At 52.5% G+C, this 20,071-nt stretch carries 31 protein-coding genes; 15 read left to right on the top strand and 16 right to left on the bottom strand.

The window, feature by feature from the left end; genetic code table 11:
* Positions 1-221: 221 nt before the first annotated feature.
* The gene (locus tag B9N93_RS26680) at positions 222-308 is read right to left on the bottom strand and encodes a hypothetical protein (protein WP_254899545.1); all 87 of its coding nucleotides are present in this window, start codon (positions 306-308) and stop codon (positions 222-224) included.
* A gap of 140 nt (positions 309-448) precedes the next feature.
* Positions 449-625 carry a recombinase family protein gene (locus tag B9N93_RS26675; protein ID WP_254899544.1) on the bottom strand — a complete coding sequence of 59 codons (177 nt, stop codon included), beginning with the start codon at positions 623-625 and terminating at the stop codon, positions 449-451.
* Between the two features lie 670 nt (positions 626-1,295).
* Here B9N93_RS26675 and B9N93_RS24325 point away from each other — a divergent pair.
* Both B9N93_RS24325 and B9N93_RS24320 read left to right on the top strand, forming a co-directional pair.
* Positions 1,296-1,601: a helix-turn-helix transcriptional regulator gene (locus B9N93_RS24325; RefSeq protein ID WP_085216927.1), complete on the top strand. Its 306-nt coding sequence runs from the start codon at positions 1,296-1,298 to the stop codon at positions 1,599-1,601.
* Positions 1,591-2,469, top strand: coding sequence for a reverse transcriptase family protein (locus B9N93_RS24320; protein WP_085216926.1), 879 nt, complete (start codon positions 1,591-1,593; stop codon positions 2,467-2,469). The genes B9N93_RS24325 and B9N93_RS24320 overlap by 11 nt, the downstream gene beginning before the upstream one ends.
* Positions 2,470-2,546: 77 nt before the next feature.
* On the opposite strand, the gene B9N93_RS25200 is transcribed toward B9N93_RS24320, so the two are convergent.
* A complete protein-coding gene (locus B9N93_RS25200) occupies positions 2,547-3,005 on the bottom strand; it encodes a helix-turn-helix domain-containing protein (RefSeq protein ID WP_125469225.1) in 459 nt (152 codons plus the stop codon).
* 386 nt (positions 3,006-3,391) lie between these two features.
* Here B9N93_RS25200 and mobQ (B9N93_RS24310) point away from each other — a divergent pair, with 386 nt between their 5' ends.
* The 3 genes from mobQ (B9N93_RS24310) (at position 3,392) to B9N93_RS25195 (ending at position 5,131) form a co-directional block, all read left to right on the top strand.
* Complete coding sequence (gene mobQ / locus B9N93_RS24310) at positions 3,392-4,354, top strand: MobQ family relaxase (protein WP_085216937.1); 963 nt, start codon at positions 3,392-3,394, stop codon at positions 4,352-4,354.
* Positions 4,351-4,794: a hypothetical protein gene (locus B9N93_RS24305; RefSeq protein WP_085216936.1), complete on the top strand. Its 444-nt coding sequence runs from the start codon at positions 4,351-4,353 to the stop codon at positions 4,792-4,794. Before mobQ (B9N93_RS24310) ends, B9N93_RS24305 begins: the two co-directional genes overlap by 4 nt.
* A gap of 154 nt (positions 4,795-4,948) precedes the next feature.
* The gene (locus tag B9N93_RS25195) at positions 4,949-5,131 is read left to right on the top strand and encodes a hypothetical protein (RefSeq protein WP_125469226.1); all 183 of its coding nucleotides are present in this window, start codon (positions 4,949-4,951) and stop codon (positions 5,129-5,131) included.
* Here B9N93_RS25195 and B9N93_RS24300 read toward each other — a convergent pair whose 3' ends face one another.
* Genes B9N93_RS24300 through B9N93_RS24295 form a run of 3 tightly spaced genes read right to left on the bottom strand, consistent with a single transcriptional unit; the run spans position 5,132 to position 6,466 of the window.
* On the bottom strand, positions 5,132-5,611 hold the full coding sequence (locus tag B9N93_RS24300; protein ID WP_176225436.1) for a DUF1036 domain-containing protein: 480 nt from the start codon (positions 5,609-5,611) through the stop codon (positions 5,132-5,134). It abuts the gene before it with no gap.
* 37 nt (positions 5,612-5,648) lie between these two features.
* Positions 5,649-6,059, bottom strand: coding sequence for a hypothetical protein (locus B9N93_RS25190; RefSeq protein WP_125469223.1), 411 nt, complete (start codon positions 6,057-6,059; stop codon positions 5,649-5,651).
* A 32-nt stretch (positions 6,060-6,091) separates the two neighbouring features.
* On the bottom strand, positions 6,092-6,466 hold the full coding sequence (locus B9N93_RS24295) for a hypothetical protein (protein WP_085216920.1): 375 nt from the start codon (positions 6,464-6,466) through the stop codon (positions 6,092-6,094).
* An 82-nt stretch (positions 6,467-6,548) separates the two neighbouring features.
* Here B9N93_RS24295 and B9N93_RS24290 point away from each other — a divergent pair, with 82 nt between their 5' ends.
* Entirely contained in the window at positions 6,549-8,006 is a 1,458-nt protein-coding gene (locus B9N93_RS24290; protein ID WP_085216934.1) for a type IV secretory system conjugative DNA transfer family protein, read from the top strand.
* A gap of 4 nt (positions 8,007-8,010) precedes the next feature.
* Complete coding sequence (locus B9N93_RS24285) at positions 8,011-8,685, top strand: hypothetical protein (protein ID WP_085216933.1); 675 nt, start codon at positions 8,011-8,013, stop codon at positions 8,683-8,685.
* Between the two features lie 835 nt (positions 8,686-9,520).
* Here the strand turns inward: B9N93_RS24285 and trfA are convergent.
* The 5 genes from trfA to B9N93_RS24260 form a co-directional block, all read right to left on the bottom strand.
* A complete protein-coding gene (trfA, locus tag B9N93_RS24280; RefSeq protein ID WP_085216932.1) occupies positions 9,521-10,579 on the bottom strand; it encodes a plasmid replication initiator TrfA in 1,059 nt (352 codons plus the stop codon).
* Between the two features lie 277 nt (positions 10,580-10,856).
* Positions 10,857-11,210, bottom strand: coding sequence for a hypothetical protein (locus tag B9N93_RS24275; RefSeq protein ID WP_085216931.1), 354 nt, complete (start codon positions 11,208-11,210; stop codon positions 10,857-10,859).
* A 39-nt stretch (positions 11,211-11,249) separates the two neighbouring features.
* Positions 11,250-11,747 carry a GNAT family N-acetyltransferase gene (locus B9N93_RS24270; RefSeq protein ID WP_085216930.1) on the bottom strand — a complete coding sequence of 166 codons (498 nt, stop codon included), beginning with the start codon at positions 11,745-11,747 and terminating at the stop codon, positions 11,250-11,252.
* Positions 11,744-12,037, bottom strand: a complete 294-nt coding sequence (locus tag B9N93_RS24265; RefSeq protein ID WP_085216929.1) for a type II toxin-antitoxin system TacA family antitoxin — start codon at positions 12,035-12,037, stop codon at positions 11,744-11,746. The genes B9N93_RS24270 and B9N93_RS24265 overlap by 4 nt, the downstream gene beginning before the upstream one ends.
* Positions 12,038-12,093: 56 nt before the next feature.
* Complete coding sequence (locus tag B9N93_RS24260) at positions 12,094-12,645, bottom strand: recombinase family protein (RefSeq protein ID WP_085216928.1); 552 nt, start codon at positions 12,643-12,645, stop codon at positions 12,094-12,096.
* A gap of 670 nt (positions 12,646-13,315) precedes the next feature.
* Between B9N93_RS24260 and B9N93_RS24255 the strand changes: the two genes are divergently transcribed.
* Positions 13,316-13,621 carry a helix-turn-helix transcriptional regulator gene (locus tag B9N93_RS24255; protein WP_085216927.1) on the top strand — a complete coding sequence of 102 codons (306 nt, stop codon included), beginning with the start codon at positions 13,316-13,318 and terminating at the stop codon, positions 13,619-13,621.
* Positions 13,611-14,489, top strand: a complete 879-nt coding sequence (locus tag B9N93_RS24250; protein ID WP_085216926.1) for a reverse transcriptase family protein — start codon at positions 13,611-13,613, stop codon at positions 14,487-14,489. Before B9N93_RS24255 ends, B9N93_RS24250 begins: the two co-directional genes overlap by 11 nt.
* Before the next feature lie 77 nt (positions 14,490-14,566).
* Here B9N93_RS24250 and B9N93_RS25185 read toward each other — a convergent pair whose 3' ends face one another.
* Positions 14,567-15,025 (bottom strand): helix-turn-helix domain-containing protein, encoded by a 459-nt coding sequence (locus B9N93_RS25185; RefSeq protein ID WP_125469225.1) that lies wholly within the window; start codon positions 15,023-15,025, stop codon positions 14,567-14,569.
* Between the two features lie 384 nt (positions 15,026-15,409).
* Here B9N93_RS25185 and mobQ (B9N93_RS24240) point away from each other — a divergent pair, with 384 nt between their 5' ends.
* Positions 15,410-16,027 (top strand): MobQ family relaxase, encoded by a 618-nt coding sequence (gene mobQ / locus B9N93_RS24240; protein ID WP_085216924.1) that lies wholly within the window; start codon positions 15,410-15,412, stop codon positions 16,025-16,027.
* Between the two features lie 66 nt (positions 16,028-16,093).
* Here the strand turns inward: mobQ (B9N93_RS24240) and B9N93_RS24235 are convergent, their stop codons facing one another.
* On the bottom strand, positions 16,094-16,285 hold the full coding sequence (locus B9N93_RS24235) for a hypothetical protein (RefSeq protein WP_085216923.1): 192 nt from the start codon (positions 16,283-16,285) through the stop codon (positions 16,094-16,096).
* Between the two features lie 84 nt (positions 16,286-16,369).
* Here B9N93_RS24235 and B9N93_RS24230 point away from each other — a divergent pair, with 84 nt between their 5' ends.
* Both B9N93_RS24230 and B9N93_RS25180 read left to right on the top strand, forming a co-directional pair.
* Positions 16,370-16,720 (top strand): hypothetical protein, encoded by a 351-nt coding sequence (locus B9N93_RS24230; RefSeq protein WP_085216922.1) that lies wholly within the window; start codon positions 16,370-16,372, stop codon positions 16,718-16,720.
* Positions 16,721-16,965: 245 nt separating this feature from the next.
* Positions 16,966-17,265 carry a hypothetical protein gene (locus B9N93_RS25180; RefSeq protein WP_125469224.1) on the top strand — a complete coding sequence of 100 codons (300 nt, stop codon included), beginning with the start codon at positions 16,966-16,968 and terminating at the stop codon, positions 17,263-17,265.
* On the opposite strand, the gene B9N93_RS24225 is transcribed toward B9N93_RS25180, so the two are convergent.
* The 3 genes from B9N93_RS24225 to B9N93_RS24220 are packed head-to-tail and all read right to left on the bottom strand — an operon-like array spanning position 17,222 to position 18,481.
* On the bottom strand, positions 17,222-17,626 hold the full coding sequence (locus B9N93_RS24225; protein WP_176225434.1) for a DUF1036 domain-containing protein: 405 nt from the start codon (positions 17,624-17,626) through the stop codon (positions 17,222-17,224). The genes B9N93_RS25180 and B9N93_RS24225 overlap by 44 nt on opposite strands.
* Before the next feature lie 37 nt (positions 17,627-17,663).
* Positions 17,664-18,074, bottom strand: a complete 411-nt coding sequence (locus B9N93_RS25175) for a hypothetical protein (protein WP_125469223.1) — start codon at positions 18,072-18,074, stop codon at positions 17,664-17,666.
* Between the two features lie 32 nt (positions 18,075-18,106).
* A complete protein-coding gene (locus B9N93_RS24220) occupies positions 18,107-18,481 on the bottom strand; it encodes a hypothetical protein (RefSeq protein ID WP_085216920.1) in 375 nt (124 codons plus the stop codon).
* On the opposite strand from B9N93_RS24220, the gene B9N93_RS24215 reads away from it, so the two are divergent.
* The 3 genes from B9N93_RS24215 to B9N93_RS24205 all read left to right on the top strand — a co-directional run bounded on the left by B9N93_RS24215 (position 18,480) and on the right by B9N93_RS24205 (position 20,011).
* The gene (locus B9N93_RS24215) at positions 18,480-18,980 is read left to right on the top strand and encodes a hypothetical protein (RefSeq protein ID WP_085216919.1); all 501 of its coding nucleotides are present in this window, start codon (positions 18,480-18,482) and stop codon (positions 18,978-18,980) included. The two genes, B9N93_RS24220 and B9N93_RS24215, sit on opposite strands and share 2 nt — an antisense overlap.
* 141 nt (positions 18,981-19,121) lie before the next feature.
* Positions 19,122-19,388, top strand: a complete 267-nt coding sequence (locus B9N93_RS24210; RefSeq protein WP_085216918.1) for a hypothetical protein — start codon at positions 19,122-19,124, stop codon at positions 19,386-19,388.
* 236 nt (positions 19,389-19,624) lie between these two features.
* Positions 19,625-20,011, top strand: a complete 387-nt coding sequence (locus B9N93_RS24205; RefSeq protein ID WP_085216917.1) for a hypothetical protein — start codon at positions 19,625-19,627, stop codon at positions 20,009-20,011.
* The last annotated feature ends 60 nt before the right edge of the window (positions 20,012-20,071 follow it).

The following is a 20,071-nucleotide window of genomic DNA, read 5'->3' as shown; positions in this document are numbered from 1 at the left end:
GATTCTGCTTCAAGTTGCATAGCTTTTCGCCCTCTTAAATGAGTATTCGTTAGTTATACACACATTGTCAGGACATTCAAGAAAAATCCCGTAGCGCACGGTAGAGCGTCCGCCGAGAAACGCCAGCGACTTGGCTATGCTGTCGTGAAGTTCGCCTTGGTCGAGTAGTGCGCGGGCGTGCGCTACCTGCTGCGCGGTCAATTTGGGCTTGCGCCCCATCTTCACCCCCCGCGCCACCGCCGCCGCCCGCCCGCCTGCGTGCGCTCCCGGATCAAAGAGCGTTCAAGCTCGGCCAGTATGCCCACCATTTGCCACATCGCCCGCCGGTGGGGGTCGTCGTGTCGATGGATTCGGTAAGCGACTGAAAAGCCACTTCCCGCGCTTTGAGGTCGTCCATCAGGGCAATCAAGTCACCAGAGAACGCCCAACCGGTCAAGCTTCCACACGGTCAGCGTGTCGCCCGCTGCCAGCGCCGCAAGGCAACCGGGTCAACTGGGGGGCGCTTGGCGCTCGCCCCCGTCGCCTTATCGGTGAACACCCGCTCGCATCCTGCCGCCTTGAGGGCGGTAAGCTGCAAGTCCGGGTTCTGGTCGTCGGTGGACACCCGCGCATAGCCGATTTTCATGATGTTTTGTCCCTGATTTATGGCACAGATAGGCCATTGATTTAGCAGGGACACGAAGCCGTGTCAAAAATCTTGATTTTTGGCAAGGGCACGAGAGTCTGGGTGCTGGTGTTCCTAGCAAACTTGGCTAACTGCGCAAGAGCAGCAGCCAGCTTGTACCGCTCTGAATCGGGATTTGTTCGCTATAAGCGAACTTTATTGTGTACTTTGAGAACTTTATTACGTATAATTGGTGCCAGTCAACAACTGAGGGATATTCGCCACTCATTGGATTGCTCAAGCAATCCGAGGAAGGCCAATTGAGCTTTCCACCTTTCCGGCGCCTACATGGCGGCGGGGGGCGCGGCGGCGGCGAGCCACCGCGCCAGAGTGATGCCGGGTTAACACCGTCGTTCCCAATCTTCGATTTTCGGCGACGCTCCCGCATGGTGCGGGAGCGGAATCGAAGGAGGTTCACATGAACGATGTTGCTGACAAACGGCGGGAGCGGTTGAAATGGCGGACAAAACTTTGGCGTTGCCTTTGTAACCCGCAGGTATGGAAATGGGCTGCTCGTCTTGGTGAGATAATTGTGCAAATCGCACGAATATTAACTTATCTGACACAGCTTTTCGCGTGCTAGATCGCTAACCCGGCATATTACTATCCCTTAAACCTTGGGTATTTAACCATGTTACACGAGGCTTTACGGACACTGAGGGTATTCCATGACATGACGCAGAAGGAACTTTCTGAACGGCTTGGCATATCAAAATCCCACTTATCGGAAATAGAAGGCGGAAAAAAAACCCCCGTTTTGTCTCTCCTTGATAAGTATTCAGCAGTCTTTGAAATTCCAGTCTCCTCGATCTTGTTCTTTTCTGAAAACATTAATAACGATAAAACCGCAGAAAAGGTTAGAGTTGCGGTGTCTTCCAAGATTTTGAGCCTACTAAGTTTTATAGCAGAACGGTCTGGGAAAATGTATGCAGAATAAAATAAAAAATTATCCGCATACAGAATCTCCAATTTATTATCTTAGGACAAAAAAACGTCTCTCTAAAATTCTTGGTATAAGCATTAAAGACATTCAAAAACTTGCTGGGGCATGTGATTCTTACAAAGAATGGGACGAAATTAACGAAAAAGGCAAATCAAGGCACATAGAAAACCCATGTTATAACCTTAAAGTTATTCAGAAAAGAATAGCTGACCTCCTATCGAGAATCTCGCCTCCTGATTTTCTCTTCTGTCCAGTCAAGCGAAGGTCATACATTACAAATGCGAAGCAGCATGTTGGTCAGAAACATGTTGTATGCCTTGATATAAAGGAATATTTTGTTTCTACGTCATCTAAGCGTGTCTATTGGTTTTTTCATAGCTACATGAAATGCTCTGAAGACGTAGCAGGGATACTTACGGCCATATCAACAATCAAGGGGAGACTTCCTACAGGTAGCCCTCTAAGTCCGATTCTCTCATATTTTGCCCATGTTGATATGTGGGATGAAATTTCCAGAATCGCAAAAGATGCTCAGTGCATCATTACTGTTTATATGGATGATTTAACAATATCAGGGAAAGAAGTTCCTCAATGGGTAATGTGGGAAATTCGCCAGCAAATTAGCCGCTGTGGACTTAAGTATCATAAGGAAAAGAATTACCGCAATGGATTCTCTGAAATTACCGGCATAATTGTAAAAGATAAACTGGCCCTTCCTAATAGACAGCATCTAAAAACGCATAAACTACGAAAAGAGCTAACATTAGCCGCTACCCAAGAACAAAAGAGCACTATTTTACGTAAAATTAGCGGCTGCAAATCTCAAAATAATCAAGTTCTCGCATCCAACGACTTTATTTAAAAGTTGAGAAGAGACGAAATCCACCTGTGCCAAAAATCAATATTTGGCACAAATAGACAAATAGGACGAGCGACACGTTAATCTATTTGGCTCCGCCCGAATAACTTTTCCCAAAACCGCCCCTTTTCGCCCTCGACCTTCGGTGTAGTAGGTTCAGGCTGTGTGGTCTCCCGCTCTGGCTTATGTGTCAACAGGAGGGTAAGCCGCCGGATTTCTTCGGCGGACTTCCGCCGCTCTTGCGCTTCCTCGTCCAGCCGCCGCGAAAGCTCGGCGTTAAATTCCCGCTCCCGTTCCAATTGCTCCCGCAAAAGCTCTATCTCCCGGTGTAAGGTGCCGGTTTCCTGTGGGGTTAGGCTTTGTAAAGCCATTACATTTTCATTACTGGAAGGTGGGTAAACCCTGAAAAGCTCGGCGGGATCAATCTGGTATTGCCCTCCTTCACCACGAGAAGCGGAGAGCCGCCCTTTCTTTATGGCTGCTGAGATTGTCGGCTTAGAAAGCCCTGTTTCTTTTGCGGCTTGTCCTAGGGTAAGCATGGGGAATTAGGCTTTGTAAAGTTTAACTGTAAGACTAACGGTAAGCACCTTACCCAACCCTGTCAACGACAAACCGCCCGACCCTCCCAACGGTTTCCGCTTGGGCGATAGCCCAAGCCGGAAATGGAAGCGGCCACCCCCTAGAGGCTGGCCGCTTCACCCTTAGCGGTCATTGCGTCCCCGCTGTACCGCGCCGCCACCCTAGCGCCGCTGTCTTCGCCTTTTTGCGGCCTTGCCGCTTTCACCGACGCCCGAAGGAAGGCGGGGAAGTCCACGCATTCCGTAGCGATAGCGGAGGAATGTATAAGTGGACTTTCTTGCCTTCCCCCCGCCGAAGCCTGCTATGATCCCCCTCGGCGTCTTCCTCCCCTCCCGGACTCCTACCGATGACGACAGGGCATTATCACTGCGAGGTCAAAATCATCAGCCGCGCCGCCGGTCATTCCTGCGTGGCCGCTGCCGCCTACCGGGCGCGGGACAAGCTTTGCGATGAGCGCACCGGCATTACCCACGACTACACCCCGAAAAAGGACATTGTGCATAAAGAAATTCTCGCGCCCGAAGGGGCGGCGGAATGGGTGTTAGATCGGGGTAAGCTCTGGAACGCGGTGGAAAAGGCGGAGGACATCTCCACCCGCCGCGCCAAGGCGCAGCTTTGCCGCGAGGTCATCGTTTCATTACCCCGCGACTTATCCAAGGACGCACAAATAAAACTCGTCCGCCACTTCGTGGCGGATCAGTTCGTGGGTAAGGGCATGGTGGCGGATTTCTCCATCCATTGCCCCCCGGCGCGGGACGGCAAACCCAATCCGCACGCGCATATCTTGCTCACCATGCGGGTTTTGACGCCGGAGGGATTCGGAAAAAAAGAAAGGGAGTGGAATACCGCGTTATTTACGCGGGACGATATGGTAAAGGATAAATCCAAACTTCGGGATTTACGCGAAACATGGCAGGAATACGCCAACAAAGCCCTAAGCGACGCAGGAAGCCCAATACGGGTAGATCACCGCTCTTATGCGGATCGGGGGATTCTGGCGATTCCCCGCCCCTATCTGACCAAAACCGCTTATCACGAATATATCCGCACCGGGCAGGAAACACCCTGTTTCGTCCAGTGGCAAAAAGGTTGCCTTGCCGCCCAAGCGCAGAATATAAGCCGGAATATCGACCGCACCGCCCAAGCCCACGCGCACCATGCGCGGCAGGTCGGCGGGGAAGAACTCGTGAAACGCCGTAAAAAGCCCGTGGAACTGCCCGAACATACCCAACAGCCGAGCAGGGAAACCCACTTACCCCGCCATTATGGGGGCGTACTCAATGAACCTGAAAGAGAGATTGACCGATGAGTGACAGGAAAACCGATAACGCCGCCCTCTTTCAAAGTTACCTCGGCACCGCAAAGCCGGAATCCACGCCCAAGGAATCGCCCGCGCCTGCGGCGCGGGAGGAAAAGGTTGTTTCCATCAATGCGGAGAATATCGAAAAATACGACGCCTACGGCATCGACCGCACGCGCAAGAAAGCCATGCTCGATGTGAAACTAGCCGATGGGCAGGGCGTGATTATCCCGTTTCACGACATACGCGGCGCGATCTATGCCGGAGACCATACCATCGTGATTTTTGCCACGATTGGGAAAGTCACCGTCGAGGGGCAGAATCTAAGCCGGGTTCTCGATCTTATCCGCAACCATGAGCTTGACTATCTCCGCGAGTCCTCAAACAAAGACCCGAAACCGGAGAATGTGGTTATTCAACGGATAAGGTTTGACGCTGGGGAAAAATAAGGCGGTCGCCGCTGCGCGGCGAATCGGGGGGCTCATCGCCGCCCCCCACCCCCGCTAGGATATTCAACAAGGGTGAATGTCATTAAATTGACGCAATAAACGGTTATCTATCAATTATAGCCGCAACAAAACCCATCAATTTAATGGAGTAAATATGTTAGATAATCAAAAAGGAATGCTTGATATTCTTCTTGAAGCAATTAGCTGGAAAACAGAGAACAACACAAATGTAATTATTACTGAGGAACCATTACCACCGATAGACCAAATCAATCCATTAGCTATTGCAATTAAAGGCGGAAAGCGCGACCCACTTCCCAAGTTTAAAACAAAATAACTATTTTACTTTTACAATATCAAACATGAACTCCCCAGCGCTTACCTTATACATGGCATTCAATTGTTCCCATGTTACAGCCCCAACTTTGGTTTTTTTCCCCCCATTTAATTCCGTAGCAGTAGCATCAACAGCGGCATCAATTGCCGCACATGCTAATGTGCCATATTGGTCAAAATTATCATTTCTCTTTATACAAAATTTACCAGAATCACCCCTTGGCCTATATTCAGTTCCATCGTCTGATATAGCATAGGCATACATTGGAAGATATGTGTCAGCTTCTGGAAAGTTAAGCCTTTTACATGTTCCACCTTTCACGGTATACCACCCATCAGCTACTGGTAATATTGCGTCATGCCATCCAAAGACAAATGATACGTTTTGATCTAGATAGTTGCAAACCTTGACGCTACCCGCAGCATAACCCACACCGCTAAAACAAAACGCTGCAACAATAATCATTAATTCTCTGGTCATATTGCCACCCATTAATGTGAATAATTTATTTTATTGCCTATTGAGTATGGTCTGAACCATAAAAATCACTGATAGGCGGCGCGGTGTGGTCTGAACCATAAAACGGGTCTATCGGTTCAACCCGCATCGCTTTTCCCCGTTCATCATCGGAAAGTGGCACATACCCACCACCTCCGCCCCCTCCTTCTCCGCTGTAGCTGCTACCACCACCATCAAAAAGCCCCCCTGCGCTCTTGATAAGCACATAAGCGCCAAGAGCCGCCACACCCCATTTTATTATGTCGCTTGTGGTAGAAGATGAATTCTGGGTTGCTTCTTGGTCACTAGCCGCCTGAACGGCATACGGGTTTGTTTGTGGATAATTGTTTTGGTAGTACCCTGCTGCCAATGCGTTGGCGTTGAATATCGACAGGAACAAAACCGACGAAATAGTTTTAACTTTCAGCATGGCCTATCCCCTTAGTGGTTAATTGCCAAAACCTACCGCTCTATCTCCCTTTCCTGCTCTGGCTCTCGTGCGCGTCCCTCGCGCTCCCGTTCTCTCTCCTGCCCTTGCTCAGGGGTATCCCGTTTCCCATAGACCCGCTCAAACGCCTCCCGCGTCTCTTGGTGCGGGTCGGCGGTGTGTTCATAGGTGGGGGTGAACATATCGACTTCGCCCGTTACCTTCCGGCCATAGGCGAACCGCTCCCATGTGTGGCGCAAATCGTCTAAAGCGTTCTCGATTGCGCCATAAACCCCCTGCCCCGCCCGCTGAAACTTGTTCATCATTCCCCCGCTGTTTTGCAGGCTTTTTGTGACTTTGCACGCATGATACGATGCAAGCCCAAAGACTGTAAACGCGGTATTTTTCATGCCCGAAAACTACAGCTATTCCCCCGGAACACCGTTACTAAAACTGTCTCAACGTGACATATGGACGTTAAACGACGCCTATATGGGCGCGGCGATTATTGGCGGGACGGGTTCCGGCAAGACTTCCGGCTCTGGCCGCGCTCTGGCGCTGTCGTTCCTCCGCGCCGGTATGGGCGGACTGGTGCTGTGCGCCAAGCCGGGGGAGGCCGATTTATGGTGGCATTACGCGGAAATGACCGGGCGGCAAAACTCGATGATCTTCCTCGGCGGCAAGGACGGGCGGACGTTCAATTTCCTTGAGTACGAAATGGCGCGGCAGGACGCCGGAAGCTCGGCCAACAACGCCGTTTCCGTGCTGATGCGGGTCATGGAAGCCATGCGGGCGATGGAAGGCGGCGGGCGCGGGGATGCCTTCTGGACGGATTCGGTGCGCGTGCTGCTCTCGAACGCCCTGGACGTGCTGTACGCCGCCTATGGGCAGGTCTCCCTACCCGATTTGATGCGCTTCGTCACCAGCGCCCCCCGTGGACACGGCCAAGTGCAGAATGAAACCTACCGGCAAACCTCGTTTTTCCTAAAAACCATGGAAAAAGCCGGAAGCGACCCGGTATCCCCCCTCCCGCAGGAGGATTACGAAGCGATTTTGCAGTTTTTTTGTGAAGACAGTTTCGGCTCACTGGACAACAAAACCCGCTCGAACATCATCGCCACCCTTTCCAGTATGGTGAACGACTTCCTCAAAGGGGATTTGCGGCGTCTGTTCTGCACCAACACCACCACGGTGCCCGAGCTTTCCCACGAAGGCGCGGTAATCGTCCTCGATTTCCCCTTAAAAATCTGGGAACGCGGCGGGATACTCGCGCAACAAATCTTCAAATTCGCATGGCAACGCGCCATCGAACGTCGCCCGGTGACGAAAAAAACCCGCCCGTGCTTCCTCTGGGCGGATGAATGCCAACTCTTCATGTCGAGCTACGACGCGGAATTTCAAAGCACGGCGCGAAGCTCCCACGTCTGCGCCGTGTCCCTGACGCAAAGCCTTCCGGCGCTCTACCACGCCGCCAGCGGCACCGGCCACCCCGAACACACGGTGAATGCCTATCTCACAAATTTTCAGACGAAAATCATCCACGCCTGCCAGGATCACCAGACCATGAAATGGGCGGCGGACTTGATCGGGCGCGGCATCCACCACCGCAAGGGCTGGAACGAAAGCACCACCACCGGCACGAACCGCAGCGCCTCGGTAGGCGGCAGCTACGGCGGGGGCAGCAGTACGGACGGCAAAGGCAACAGCACCAGTTCGGGCAACTGGGGCAGGAATTGGGGGGAAAGCCGGGGAATCAGCGAAAGCACCACCCACGGCACCTCAATACAGGAAGTCATGGATTACCTGATAGAACCGTCCTACTTCGCCTCGGAACTCCGCACCGGAGGGAAAGGCTATGATTTCTGCGTGGATGGCATCCTGTTCCAAGGCGGCAGGAAGTGGAAGCACACAAGCGCCCCGTGGCTGAAATGCACGTTCCGGCAACGGTGAAGCAATGGAAGCCTTTCAAGCGCTGATGCGGCTCATCTTCTGCGGGTCGGCGCACCCGCTCGCCTGTGCCACCCCGCAAAGCGGACCCCGCGCCCTGCTGACCCTCGCTGTCCTAGCGGTGTTGCTGGTTCTCTGGTTCGTGTGGTGGCGCACAGGCCGCCCCGTGGCCTTCGGCTACGTGATGCGGCTTATCTGGCTCCCCATGCAACTGTTTTGGGGTCTGGTCTACCTCCCCGCCGCCCTGCTGGCCTCGCCGCTGGGTTGGGTGGTCATCGTCGGCCTGATGCTCCGCTATCTGGCGTTGCATGTCGGCACGGGCACGGGGGGCAACCTCGTCGATTTCCTGTTGATTCCCGGCGTCTGGCGGCTCAAGGTCTGGTGCGCTCAAAACCTCGAACAGCTCAAAGCATGGCGGGAGTGGTATCCCCGCCCGCTACACACCGCAATACCGCGCCCCAGGCGGGAACCAACCCCGGTGGTCGTTCCTGCGCTTACGAGCCATAAAGGCCGGTATGCGGACGAAATGACGATGATTCGGAGCCTGCCTCCCCACCTGCAACGGCTCATCCTGCAAGAGCGCCGCCCGTCCCCTCCGGCCTCGCCTCTTCCACCCCGCCCGGAAGATACTTCCATCGACACAGGCGAACCCATCACCGAAACACCGCCGCCAATGGCCTAGAATTGCCCGTACAGCGACGAAACGACCATTTCAGCTACCTCTCTAGCCAAAAGCAGGAAAAAGCGCTCTCAGCGCCTCACAGCCCCTTTTCCTGAATGCCTCCGGTCTTGGCCCCCCGGTACAGCAGGAAAAACCGGATTCCGTCCTTCTCCTCCTTACCCCCTCCCCCGCTTCCCTGTTCTTTTCCCTACTGCCCTGCCTGTCCCTGCCCGCATTGGGTTTTCGGGTTCATTCCCTTGTTCGACTGTGAAAGCCCTATTCCCCCGTCCCGACCTGCTTACGGCACCGCGTCCGCACGGAGGAGCGGTCAAGGGCGTTCGCAGCGTAGCGGAGAACGGGCGAAGCCGTACCCTTGAGGGCTTCGAGTACGGGCGCATCGTTTCGAGCAGGAGAGGGCGGGGGAGGCACACCGCAGCGTGTCCCCCTGCGCGGGGGTGTGGGGGGCGGCGTAAGCCCCCCACATGCAAACAGGCATGAGCGAAGCGAATTCCTTTTACTTGACGCGCGCGCAATCGCGCGCGCGTCTTAAGATTAAAAAAGGATTAGAAGAAGATTAGGGCAAAAAGCGCGTTGGCGAAATGTGTTTAAAAATCAAATAGTTGCGTGATGTTTTTTTTGGGCAAACCTCCCTCGAATGCCGTAGCAACCTCCCTCGAATGCCGTAGCAACCTCCCTCGAATGCCGTAGCTGGAACCCTCAACCTCCCTCGAATGCCGTACCCTAAAGCCCAAACCTCCCTCGAATGCCGTACCCTAAAGCCCAAACCTCCCTCGAATGCCGTACCCTAAAGCCCAAACCTCCCTCGAATGCCGTACCCTGTGGATAACTTTTAGCGCTATTGAGTACCCTTACCTGACTGGTTCAGGTGATGACTTATATGGGGGAGGGAAAGCTGGTTGTCCTTCTGCTTCCCAGCCCGTTGCACACTGACAAGATCACTTTTTGCATCAATCTCCCATGCCAACAGAAAATTGATGCCCACAAGCGCATCGAGGGCTTTTCTAAGATTCTCTCGGAACTTCCAGAGCTCCTTTGCAGAGCTTCCGCTCATGCGATGTAAGAATTCCACCGATAAAGGGAAAGGGTCTGCGTGCGTGGCATAAAATGCCTGTAACCATCGTGCGAGGTCTTTCCGCTTCAAACCTCTGCGCCCTTCCCATTCGATTTGGCTAAAGCTGGACTTATCATAAAGCAGACGCATTTTTGCATTAAGCTTATATATCCAATATCTACTTGCCTCATCCTGCACCGCTTCTTCTATTATGTGACCATAATAGGTTAGCCGCTTTTTCGTATTTCTTATCGTAACAAGCGGCGTAAGTAGTCGCTTCATCCCTGCTTTAAGCTGCTCATGCTGACTTTTGCCCTTTTCCAACCCAAGCGCCGAAAGAATTACATTTGCTGGCACCGTTACTTCTTCTCCAAAGGGCTTATGTCGTGCAAAATCCACAAGTTGCATCAATAAATCATGGTCGTCCTGATTAAGCTGCTCTCCGGTAAAAATAATCTCTATGCCGTCAATGGTAGCCAAAACGGTATCTTTTAATGTTTTTCTATCCGCTCCCTGAGTGGCGGAAAACAAAGCTGAACGTGCCATATCATTCGACACAATACGGGTTGCCTCTGGGTATGGAAAAAGTGGTAATTGAATAAGCTCTGCAATACGTTTCTCTTCTTTCTCCCGCAGTTCTCTCGCCGCCACCATGCGCCGCGCTGCTGCGGTTCGAAAGACTCGCTCTAGCCTAGCGTCCTGCTCCTCGTTGCCGGGTAATCCAAAACGCCATCCTTTCTCCGATTGTTGGCTCTTCTCTATCGCCGCCCGGAAATCCCGCTCCATTTCCGCCGCTTCCTCTTCAGAGCGCGGTGTAAGGTCTTCTTCCTCGTATTGGTTCATGGGTCTGACCTTCCATTTCGGTTCAGGGTTCGCTATGCTGGCCGGGCAGTTCAAGCGGGGACGCTCCAAACTGCCAGGAGTGATACACTCTCAAAGCCGCCTGGGTCGTCAAACTAAGGGCGGCTTTGTCGTGTTTGGGGAAATCGTATTTCTGAGAAGAGGCAGGAACAAGGGGAAAGGAGTGCGCTACGCGCACAAACCTTAAGTTTGCTCCCCCTCCCGTCCCCCAAGGGGGAAGCGGATATTTAGGCCGAAATGATGATGGGAAGATTTAACACTAACGGTTCAATAATCTTTCCTCGACATAAGGGGAAACATCTTCGTAGGCGACGTTTGCGCTTTGAGCAATCCCGCTAATCAGTGCTGCTTTGTCATGTGCTACCGATTGAAGCCCTGCCAGCGTCCTTTGCAGATAAACAAAGTTCTGCGCCACATCCTCGTAACCAGCTTGAGAAGCTTTATCAAAATCCCTGTCTTTCAAGTATATATTCACCTTATCCAAGGACTCGCGTAATTTATCCAAAGCCATGGAAACTCCAGCCATTTCCACCAGAATGGTGTCACCAAGCGTGGCAATATCGGCGGCGCAACCGTCGATTATCGAAACAATGTGCCGTTGGTTAGGTTTCATGGGGTAATTCCTGATGGCGCGGATTGTTTATAATTCAAATCACATCACAAGCCGACGAATATCCTTCGTCAGCAAAAACAATTGATAAGGGTCAATAGGACTTGGGCGGAAGTTGAAATACTCGTAAAAGGCGCGGGCTTCATCGTCCTTGGCATGAACAAAAAGCGCTCTAATACCCGCAATGTCGGCAACGCGAATGGTTCTTTGCAAAGCGTCTTTCAACATGGCCGCGCCGAATCCATTTCCCTGCTCGTCCAAGGCAACGGCAAGCCGCGCCAGAATCATCAGCGGCACAGGATACCGCCCGATGCCCTGTGTAACCCTGCTGGGTGCGTCCCTATGATCGGCGTGACCTACCGCAAGGCTGTAATACGCCACAATCTTTTTATCACGACATAGCACATAGGTTTGCGCAAGGTTTGCACGCTGGTTGCTAAAAGCAAACTGTTTTAGAAAACTGTTTAGCTCCGATTTCCCGCAGTCAAACCTTTCCGTGTCATGGTCAAAACGTAATTTCTCAATCTCAAGAACACTCATAGATTACCCGCTTTCTCAAGAACGCTCGGTTCCTGAAAAAGCCGCTCAAGCCGGGGCATCGGCTGTGTGGGGGCGTCCAACGCCTCCATAAACGCCGCCCATTCGTCATCGTTCAACACGAACAAACGCCGATCCGCCAGAACCTCGGCGGCTTTGGTCAGGGCACTATCAAGCAGGAATTCGGAAACCGTCTTACTCGATACCGCTGCCGCGTCCTGCAAGGCACGTTTAGCGCTGGGGGTGGTGCGAATGTCAATCCGTTCGCTTCTCGATTCTGCTTCAAGTTGCATAGCTTTTCGCCCTCTTAAATGAGTATTCGTTAGTTATACACACATTGTCAGGACATTCAAGAAAAATCCCGTAGCGCACGGTAGAGCGTCCGCCGAGAAACGCCCAGCGACTTGGCTATGCTGTCGTGAAGTTCGCCTTGGTCGAGTAGTGCGCGGGCGTGCGCTACCTGCTGCGCGGTCAATTTGGGCTTGCGCCCCATCTTCACCCCCCGCGCCACCGCCGCCGCCCGCCCGGCCTGCGTGCGCTCCCGGATCAAAGAGCGTTCAAGCTCGGCCAGTATGCCCACCATTTGCCACATCGCCCGCCCGGTGGGGGTCGTCGTGTCGATGGATTCGGTAAGCGACTGAAAAGCCACTTCCCGCGCTTTGAGGTCGTCCATCAGGGCAATCAAGTCACCCAGAGAACGCCCCAACCGGTCAAGCTTCCACACGGTCAGCGTGTCGCCCGCTGCCAGCGCCGCAAGGCAACGGGTCAACTGGGGGCGCTTGGCGCTCGCCCCCGTCGCCTTATCGGTGAACACCCGCTCGCATCCTGCCGCCTTGAGGGCGGTAAGCTGCAAGTCCGGGTTCTGGTCGTCGGTGGACACCCGCGCATAGCCGATTTTCATGATGTTTTGTCCCTGATTTATGGCACAGATAGGCCATTGATTTAGCAGGGACACGAAGCCGTGTCAAAAATCTTGATTTTTGGCAAGGGCACGAGAGTCTGGGTGCTGGTGTTCCTAGCAAACTTGGCTAACTGCGCAAGAGCAGCAGCCAGCTTGTACCGCTCTGAATCGGGATTTGTTCGCTATAAGCGAACTTTATTGTGTACTTTGAGAACTTTATTACGTATAATTGGTGCCAGTCAACAACTGAGGGATATTCGCCACTCATTGGATTGCTCAAGCAATCCGAGGAAGGCCAATTGAGCTTTCCACCTTTCCGGCGCCTACATGGCGGCGGGGGGCGCGGCGGCGGCGAGCCACCGCGCCAGAGTGATGCCGGGTTAACACCGTCGTTCCCAATCTTCGATTTTCGGCGACGCTCCCGCATGGTGCGGGAGCGGAATCGAAGGAGGTTCACATGAACGATGTTGCTGACAAACGGCGGGAGCGGTTGAAATGGCGGACAAAACTTTGGCGTTGCCTTTGTAACCCGCAGGTATGGAAATGGGCTGCTCGTCTTGGTGAGATAATTGTGCAAATCGCACGAATATTAACTTATCTGACACAGCTTTTCGCGTGCTAGATCGCTAACCCGGCATATTACTATCCCTTAAACCTTGGGTATTTAACCATGTTACACGAGGCTTTACGGACACTGAGGGTATTCCATGACATGACGCAGAAGGAACTTTCTGAACGGCTTGGCATATCAAAATCCCACTTATCGGAAATAGAAGGCGGAAAAAAAACCCCCGTTTTGTCTCTCCTTGATAAGTATTCAGCAGTCTTTGAAATTCCAGTCTCCTCGATCTTGTTCTTTTCTGAAAACATTAATAACGATAAAACCGCAGAAAAGGTTAGAGTTGCGGTGTCTTCCAAGATTTTGAGCCTACTAAGTTTTATAGCAGAACGGTCTGGGAAAATGTATGCAGAATAAAATAAAAAATTATCCGCATACAGAATCTCCAATTTATTATCTTAGGACAAAAAAACGTCTCTCTAAAATTCTTGGTATAAGCATTAAAGACATTCAAAAACTTGCTGGGGCATGTGATTCTTACAAAGAATGGGACGAAATTAACGAAAAAGGCAAATCAAGGCACATAGAAAACCCATGTTATAACCTTAAAGTTATTCAGAAAAGAATAGCTGACCTCCTATCGAGAATCTCGCCTCCTGATTTTCTCTTCTGTCCAGTCAAGCGAAGGTCATACATTACAAATGCGAAGCAGCATGTTGGTCAGAAACATGTTGTATGCCTTGATATAAAGGAATATTTTGTTTCTACGTCATCTAAGCGTGTCTATTGGTTTTTTCATAGCTACATGAAATGCTCTGAAGACGTAGCAGGGATACTTACGGCCATATCAACAATCAAGGGGAGACTTCCTACAGGTAGCCCTCTAAGTCCGATTCTCTCATATTTTGCCCATGTTGATATGTGGGATGAAATTTCCAGAATCGCAAAAGATGCTCAGTGCATCATTACTGTTTATATGGATGATTTAACAATATCAGGGAAAGAAGTTCCTCAATGGGTAATGTGGGAAATTCGCCAGCAAATTAGCCGCTGTGGACTTAAGTATCATAAGGAAAAGAATTACCGCAATGGATTCTCTGAAATTACCGGCATAATTGTAAAAGATAAACTGGCCCTTCCTAATAGACAGCATCTAAAAACGCATAAACTACGAAAAGAGCTAACATTAGCCGCTACCCAAGAACAAAAGAGCACTATTTTACGTAAAATTAGCGGCTGCAAATCTCAAAATAATCAAGTTCTCGCATCCAACGACTTTATTTAAAAGTTGAGAAGAGACGAAATCCACCTGTGCCAAAAATCAATATTTGGCACAAATAGACAAATAGGACGAGCGACACGTTAATCTATTTGGCTCCGCCCGAATAACTTTTCCCAAAACCGCCCCTTTTCGCCCTCGACCTTCGGTGTAGTAGGTTCAGGCTGTGTGGTCTCCCGCTCTGGCTTATGTGTCAACAGGAGGGTAAGCCGCCGGATTTCTTCGGCGGACTTCCGCCGCTCTTGCGCTTCCTCGTCCAGCCGCCGCGAAAGCTCGGCGTTAAATTCCCGCTCCCGTTCCAATTGCTCCCGCAAAAGCTCTATCTCCCGGTGTAAGGTGCCGGTTTCCTGTGGGGTTAGGCTTTGTAAAGCCATTACATTTTCATTACTGGAAGGTGGGTAAACCCTGAAAAGCTCGGCGGGATCAATCTGGTATTGCCCTCCTTCACCACGAGAAGCGGAGAGCCGCCCTTTCTTTATGGCTGCTGAGATTGTCGGCTTAGAAAGCCCTGTTTCTTTTGCGGCTTGTCCTAGGGTAAGCATGGGGAATTAGGCTTTGTAAAGTTTAACTGTAAGACTAACGGTAAGCACCTTACCCAACCCTGTCAACGACAAACCGCCCGACCCTCCCAACGGTTTCCGCTTGGGCGATAGCCCAAGCCGGAAATGGAAGCGGCCACCCCCTAGAGGCTGGCCGCTTCACCCTTAGCGGTCATTGCGTCCCGCTGTACCGCGCCGCCACCCTAGCGCCGCTGTCTTCGCCTTTTTGCGGCCTTGCCGCTTTCACCGACGCCCGAAGGAAGGCGGGGAAGTCCACGCATTCCGTAGCGATAGCGGAGGAATGTATAAGTGGACTTTCTTGCCTTCCCCCGCCGAAGCCTGCTATGATCCCCCTCGGCGTCTTCCTCCCCTCCCGGACTCCTACCGATGACGACAGGGCATTATCACTGCGAGGTCAAAATCATCAGCCGCGCCGCCGGTCATTCCTGCGTGGCCGCTGCCGCCTACCGGGCGCGGGACAAGCTTTGCGATGAGCGCACCGGCATTACCCACGACTACACCCCGAAAAAGGACATTGTGCATAAAGAAATTCTCGCGCCCGAAGGGGCGGCGGAATGGGTGTTAGATCGGGGTAAGCTCTGGAACGCGGTGGAAAAGGCGGAGGACATCTCCACCCGCCGCGCCAAGGCGCAGCTTTGCCGCGAGGTCATCGTTTCATTACCCCGCGACTTATCCAAGGACGCACAAATAAAACTCGTCCGCCACTTCGTGGCGGATCAGTTCGTGGGTAAGGGCATGGTGGCGGATTTCTCCATCCATTGCCCCCCGGCGCGGGACGGCAAACCCAATCCGCACGCGCATATCTTGCTCACCATGCGGGTTTTGACGCCGGAGGGATTCGGAAAAAAAGAAAGGGAGTGGAATACCGCGTTATTTACGCGGGACGATATGGTAAAGGATAAATCCAAACTTCGGGATTTACGCGAAACATGGCAGGAATACGCCAACAAAGCCCTAAGCGACGCAGGAAGCCCAATAGGGTAGATCACCGCTCTTATGCGGATCGGGGGATTCTGGCGATTCCCGCCCCTATCTGACCAAAACCGCTTATCACGAATATATCCGCACCGGGCAGGAAACACCCTGTTTCGTCCAGTGGCAAAAAGGTTGCCTTGCCGCCAAGCGCAGAATATAAGCCGGAATATCGACCGCACCGCCCAAGCCCACGCGCACCATGCGCGGCAGGTCGGCGGGGAAGAACTCGTGAAACGCCGTAAAAAGCCCGTGGAACTGCCCGAACATACCCAACAGCCGAGCAGGGGAAACCCACTTACCCGCCATTATGGGGGCGTACTCAATGAACCTGAAAGAGAGATTGACCGATGAGTGACAGGAAAAACCGATAACGCCGCCCTCTTTCAAAGTTACCTCGGCACCGCAAAGCCGGAATCCACGCCCAAGGAATCGCCCGCGCCTGCGGCGCGGGAGGAAAAGGTTGTTTCCATCAATGCGGAGAATATCGAAAAATACGACGCCTACGGCATCGACCGCACGCGCAAGAAAGCCATGCTCGATGTGAAACTAGCCGATGGGCAGGGCGTGATTATCCCGTTTCACGACATACGCGGCGCGATCTATGCCGGAGACCATACCATCGTGATTTTTGCCACGATTGGGAAAGTCACCGTCGAGGGGCAGAATCTAAGCCGGGTTCTCGATCTTATCCCGCAACCATGAGCTTGACTATCTCCGCGAGTCCTCAAACAAAGACCCGAAACCGGAGAATGTGGTTATTCAACGGATAAGGTTTGACGCTGGGGAAAAATAAGGCGGTCGCCGCTGCGCGGCGAATCGGGGGGCTCATCGCCGCCCCCCACCCCCGCTAGGATATTCAACAAGGGTGAATGTCATTAAATTGACGCAATAAACGGTTATCTATCAATTATAGCCGCAACAAAACCCATCAATTTAATGGAGTAAATATGTTAGATAATCAAAAAGGAATGCTTGATATTCTTCTTGAAGCAATTAGCTGGAAAACAGAGAACAACACAAATGTAATTATTACTGAGGAACCATTACCACCGATAGACCAAATCAATCCATTAGCTATTGCAATTAAAGGCGGAAAGCGCGACCCACTTCCCAAGTTTAAAACAAATAACTATTTTACTTTTACAATATCAAACATGAACTCCCCAGCGCTTACCTTATACATGGCATTCAATTGTTCCCATGTTACAGCCCAACTTTGGTTTTTTTCCCCCCATTTAATTCCGTAGCAGTAGCATCAACAGCGGCATCAATTGCCGCACATGCTAATGTGCCATATTGGTCAAAATTATCATTTCTCTTTATACAAAATTTACCAGAATCACCCCTTGGCCTATATTCAGTTCCATCGTCTGATATAGCATAGGCATACATTGGAAGATATGTGTCAGCTTCTGGAAAGTTAAGCCTTTTACATGTTCCACCTTTCACGGTATACCACCCATCAGCTACTGGTAATATTGCGTCATGCCATCCAAAGACAAATGATACGTTTTGATCTAGATAGTTGCAAACCTTGACGCTACCCGCAGCATAACCCACACCGCTAAAACAAAACGCTGCAACAATAATCATTAATTCTCTGGTCATATTGCCACCCATTAATGTGAATAATTTATTTTATTGCCTATTGAGTATGGTCTGAACCATAAAAATCACTGATAGGCGGCGCGGTGTGGTCTGAACCATAAAACGGGTCTATCGGTTCAACCCGCATCGCTTTTCCCCGTTCATCATCGGAAAGTGGCACATACCCACCACCTCCGCCCCCTCCTTCTCCGCTGTAGCTGCTACCACCACCATCAAAAAGCCCCCCTGCGCTCTTGATAAGCACATAAGCGCCAAGAGCCGCCACACCCCATTTTATTATGTCGCTTGTGGTAGAAGATGAATTCTGGGTTGCTTCTTGGTCACTAGCCGCCTGAACGGCATACGGGTTTGTTTGTGGATAATTGTTTTGGTAGTACCCTGCTGCCAATGCGTTGGCGTTGAATATCGACAGGAACAAAACCGACGAAATAGTTTTAACTTTCAGCATGGCCTATCCCCTTAGTGGTTAATTGCCAAAACCTACCGCTCTATCTCCCTTTCCTGCTCTGGCTCTCGTGCGCGTCCCTCGCGCTCCCGTTCTCTCTCCTGCCCTTGCTCAGGGGTATCCCGTTTCCCATAGACCCGCTCAAACGCCTCCCGCGTCTCTTGGTGCGGGTCGGCGGTGTGTTCATAGGTGGGGGTGAACATATCGACTTCGCCCGTTACCTTCCGGCCATAGGCGAACCGCTCCCATGTGTGGCGCAAATCGTCTAAAGCGTTCTCGATTGCGCCATAAACCCCCTGCCCCGCCCGCTGAAACTTGTTCATCATTCCCCCGCTGTTTTGCAGGCTTTTTGTGACTTTGCACGCATGATACGATGCAAGCCCAAAGACTGTAAACGCGGTATTTTTCATGCCCGAAAACTACAGCTATTCCCCCGGAACACCGTTACTAAAACTGTCTCAACGTGACATATGGACGTTAAACGACGCCTATATGGGCGCGGCGATTATTGGCGGGACGGGTTCCGGCAAGACTTCCGGCTCTGGCCGCGCTCTGGCGCTGTCGTTCCTCCGCGCCGGTATGGGCGGACTGGTGCTGTGCGCCAAGCCGGGGGAGGCCGATTTATGGTGGCATTACGCGGAAATGACCGGGCGGCAAAACTCGATGATCTTCCTCGGCGGCAAGGACGGGCGGACGTTCAATTTCCTTGAGTACGAAATGGCGCGGCAGGACGCCGGAAGCTCGGCCAACAACGCCGTTTCCGTGCTGATGCGGGTCATGGAAGCCATGCGGGCGATGGAAGGCGGCGGGCGCGGGATGCCTTCTGGACGGATTCGGTGCGCGTGCTGCTCTCGAACGCCCTGGACGTGCTGTACGCCGCCTATGGGCAGGTCTCCCTACCCGATTTGATGCGCTTCGTCACCAGCGCCCCCGTGGACACGGCCAAGTGCAGAATGAAACCTACCGGCAAACCTCGTTTTTCCTAAAAACCATGGAAAAAGCCGGAAGCGACCCGGTATCCCCCCTCCGCAGGAGGATTACGAAGCGATTTTGCAGTTTTTTTGTGAAGACAGTTTCGGCTCACTGGACAACAAAACCCGCTCGAACATCATCGCCACCCTTTCCAGTATGGTGAACGACTTCCTCAAAGGGGATTTGCGGCGTCTGTTCTGCACCAACACCACCACGGTGCCCGAGCTTTCCCACGAAGGCGCGGTAATCGTCCTCGATTTCCCCTTAAAAATCTGGGAACGCGGCGGGATACTCGCGCAACAAATCTTCAAATTCGCATGGCAACGCCATCGAACGTCCCGGTGACGAAAAAACCCGCCCGTGCTTCCTCTGGGCGGATGAATGCCAACTCTTCATGTCGAGCTACGACGCGGAATTTCAAAGCACGGCGCGAAGCTCCCACGTCTGCGCCGTGTCCCTGACGCAAAGCCTTCCGGCGCTCTACCGCCGCCAGCGGCACCGGCCACCCCGAACACACGGTGAATGCCTATCTCACAAATTTTCAGACGAAAATCATCCACGCCTGCCAGGATCACCAGACCATGAAATGGGCGGCGGACTTGATCGGGCGCGGCATCCACCACCGCAAGGGCTGGAACGAAAGCACCACCACCGGCACGAACCGCAGCGCCTCGGTAGGCGGCAGCTACGGCGGGGGCAGCAGTACGGACGGCAAAGGCAACAGCACCAGTTCGGGCAACTGGGGCAGGAATTGGGGGGAAAGCCGGGGAATCAGCGAAAGCACCACCCACGGCACCTCAATACAGGAAGTCATGGATTACCTGATAGAACCGTCCTACTTCGCCTCGGAACTCCGCACCGGAGGGAAAGGCTATGATTTCTGCGTGGATGGCATCCTGTTCCAAGGCGGCAGGAAGTGGAAGCACACAAGCGCCCCGTGGCTGAAATGCACGTTCCGGCAACGGTGAAGCAATGGAAGCCTTTCAAGCGCTGATGCGGCTCATCTTCTGCGGGTCGGCGCACCCGCT

Origin of the sequence: Methylomagnum ishizawai, from assembly GCF_900155475.1 — a bacterium.
Classification (GTDB): domain Bacteria; phylum Pseudomonadota; class Gammaproteobacteria; order Methylococcales; family Methylococcaceae; genus Methylomagnum; species Methylomagnum ishizawai_A.
Note: the sequence above shows the minus strand (reverse complement) of the source record. Positions and strands in the feature narration are given on the sequence as shown.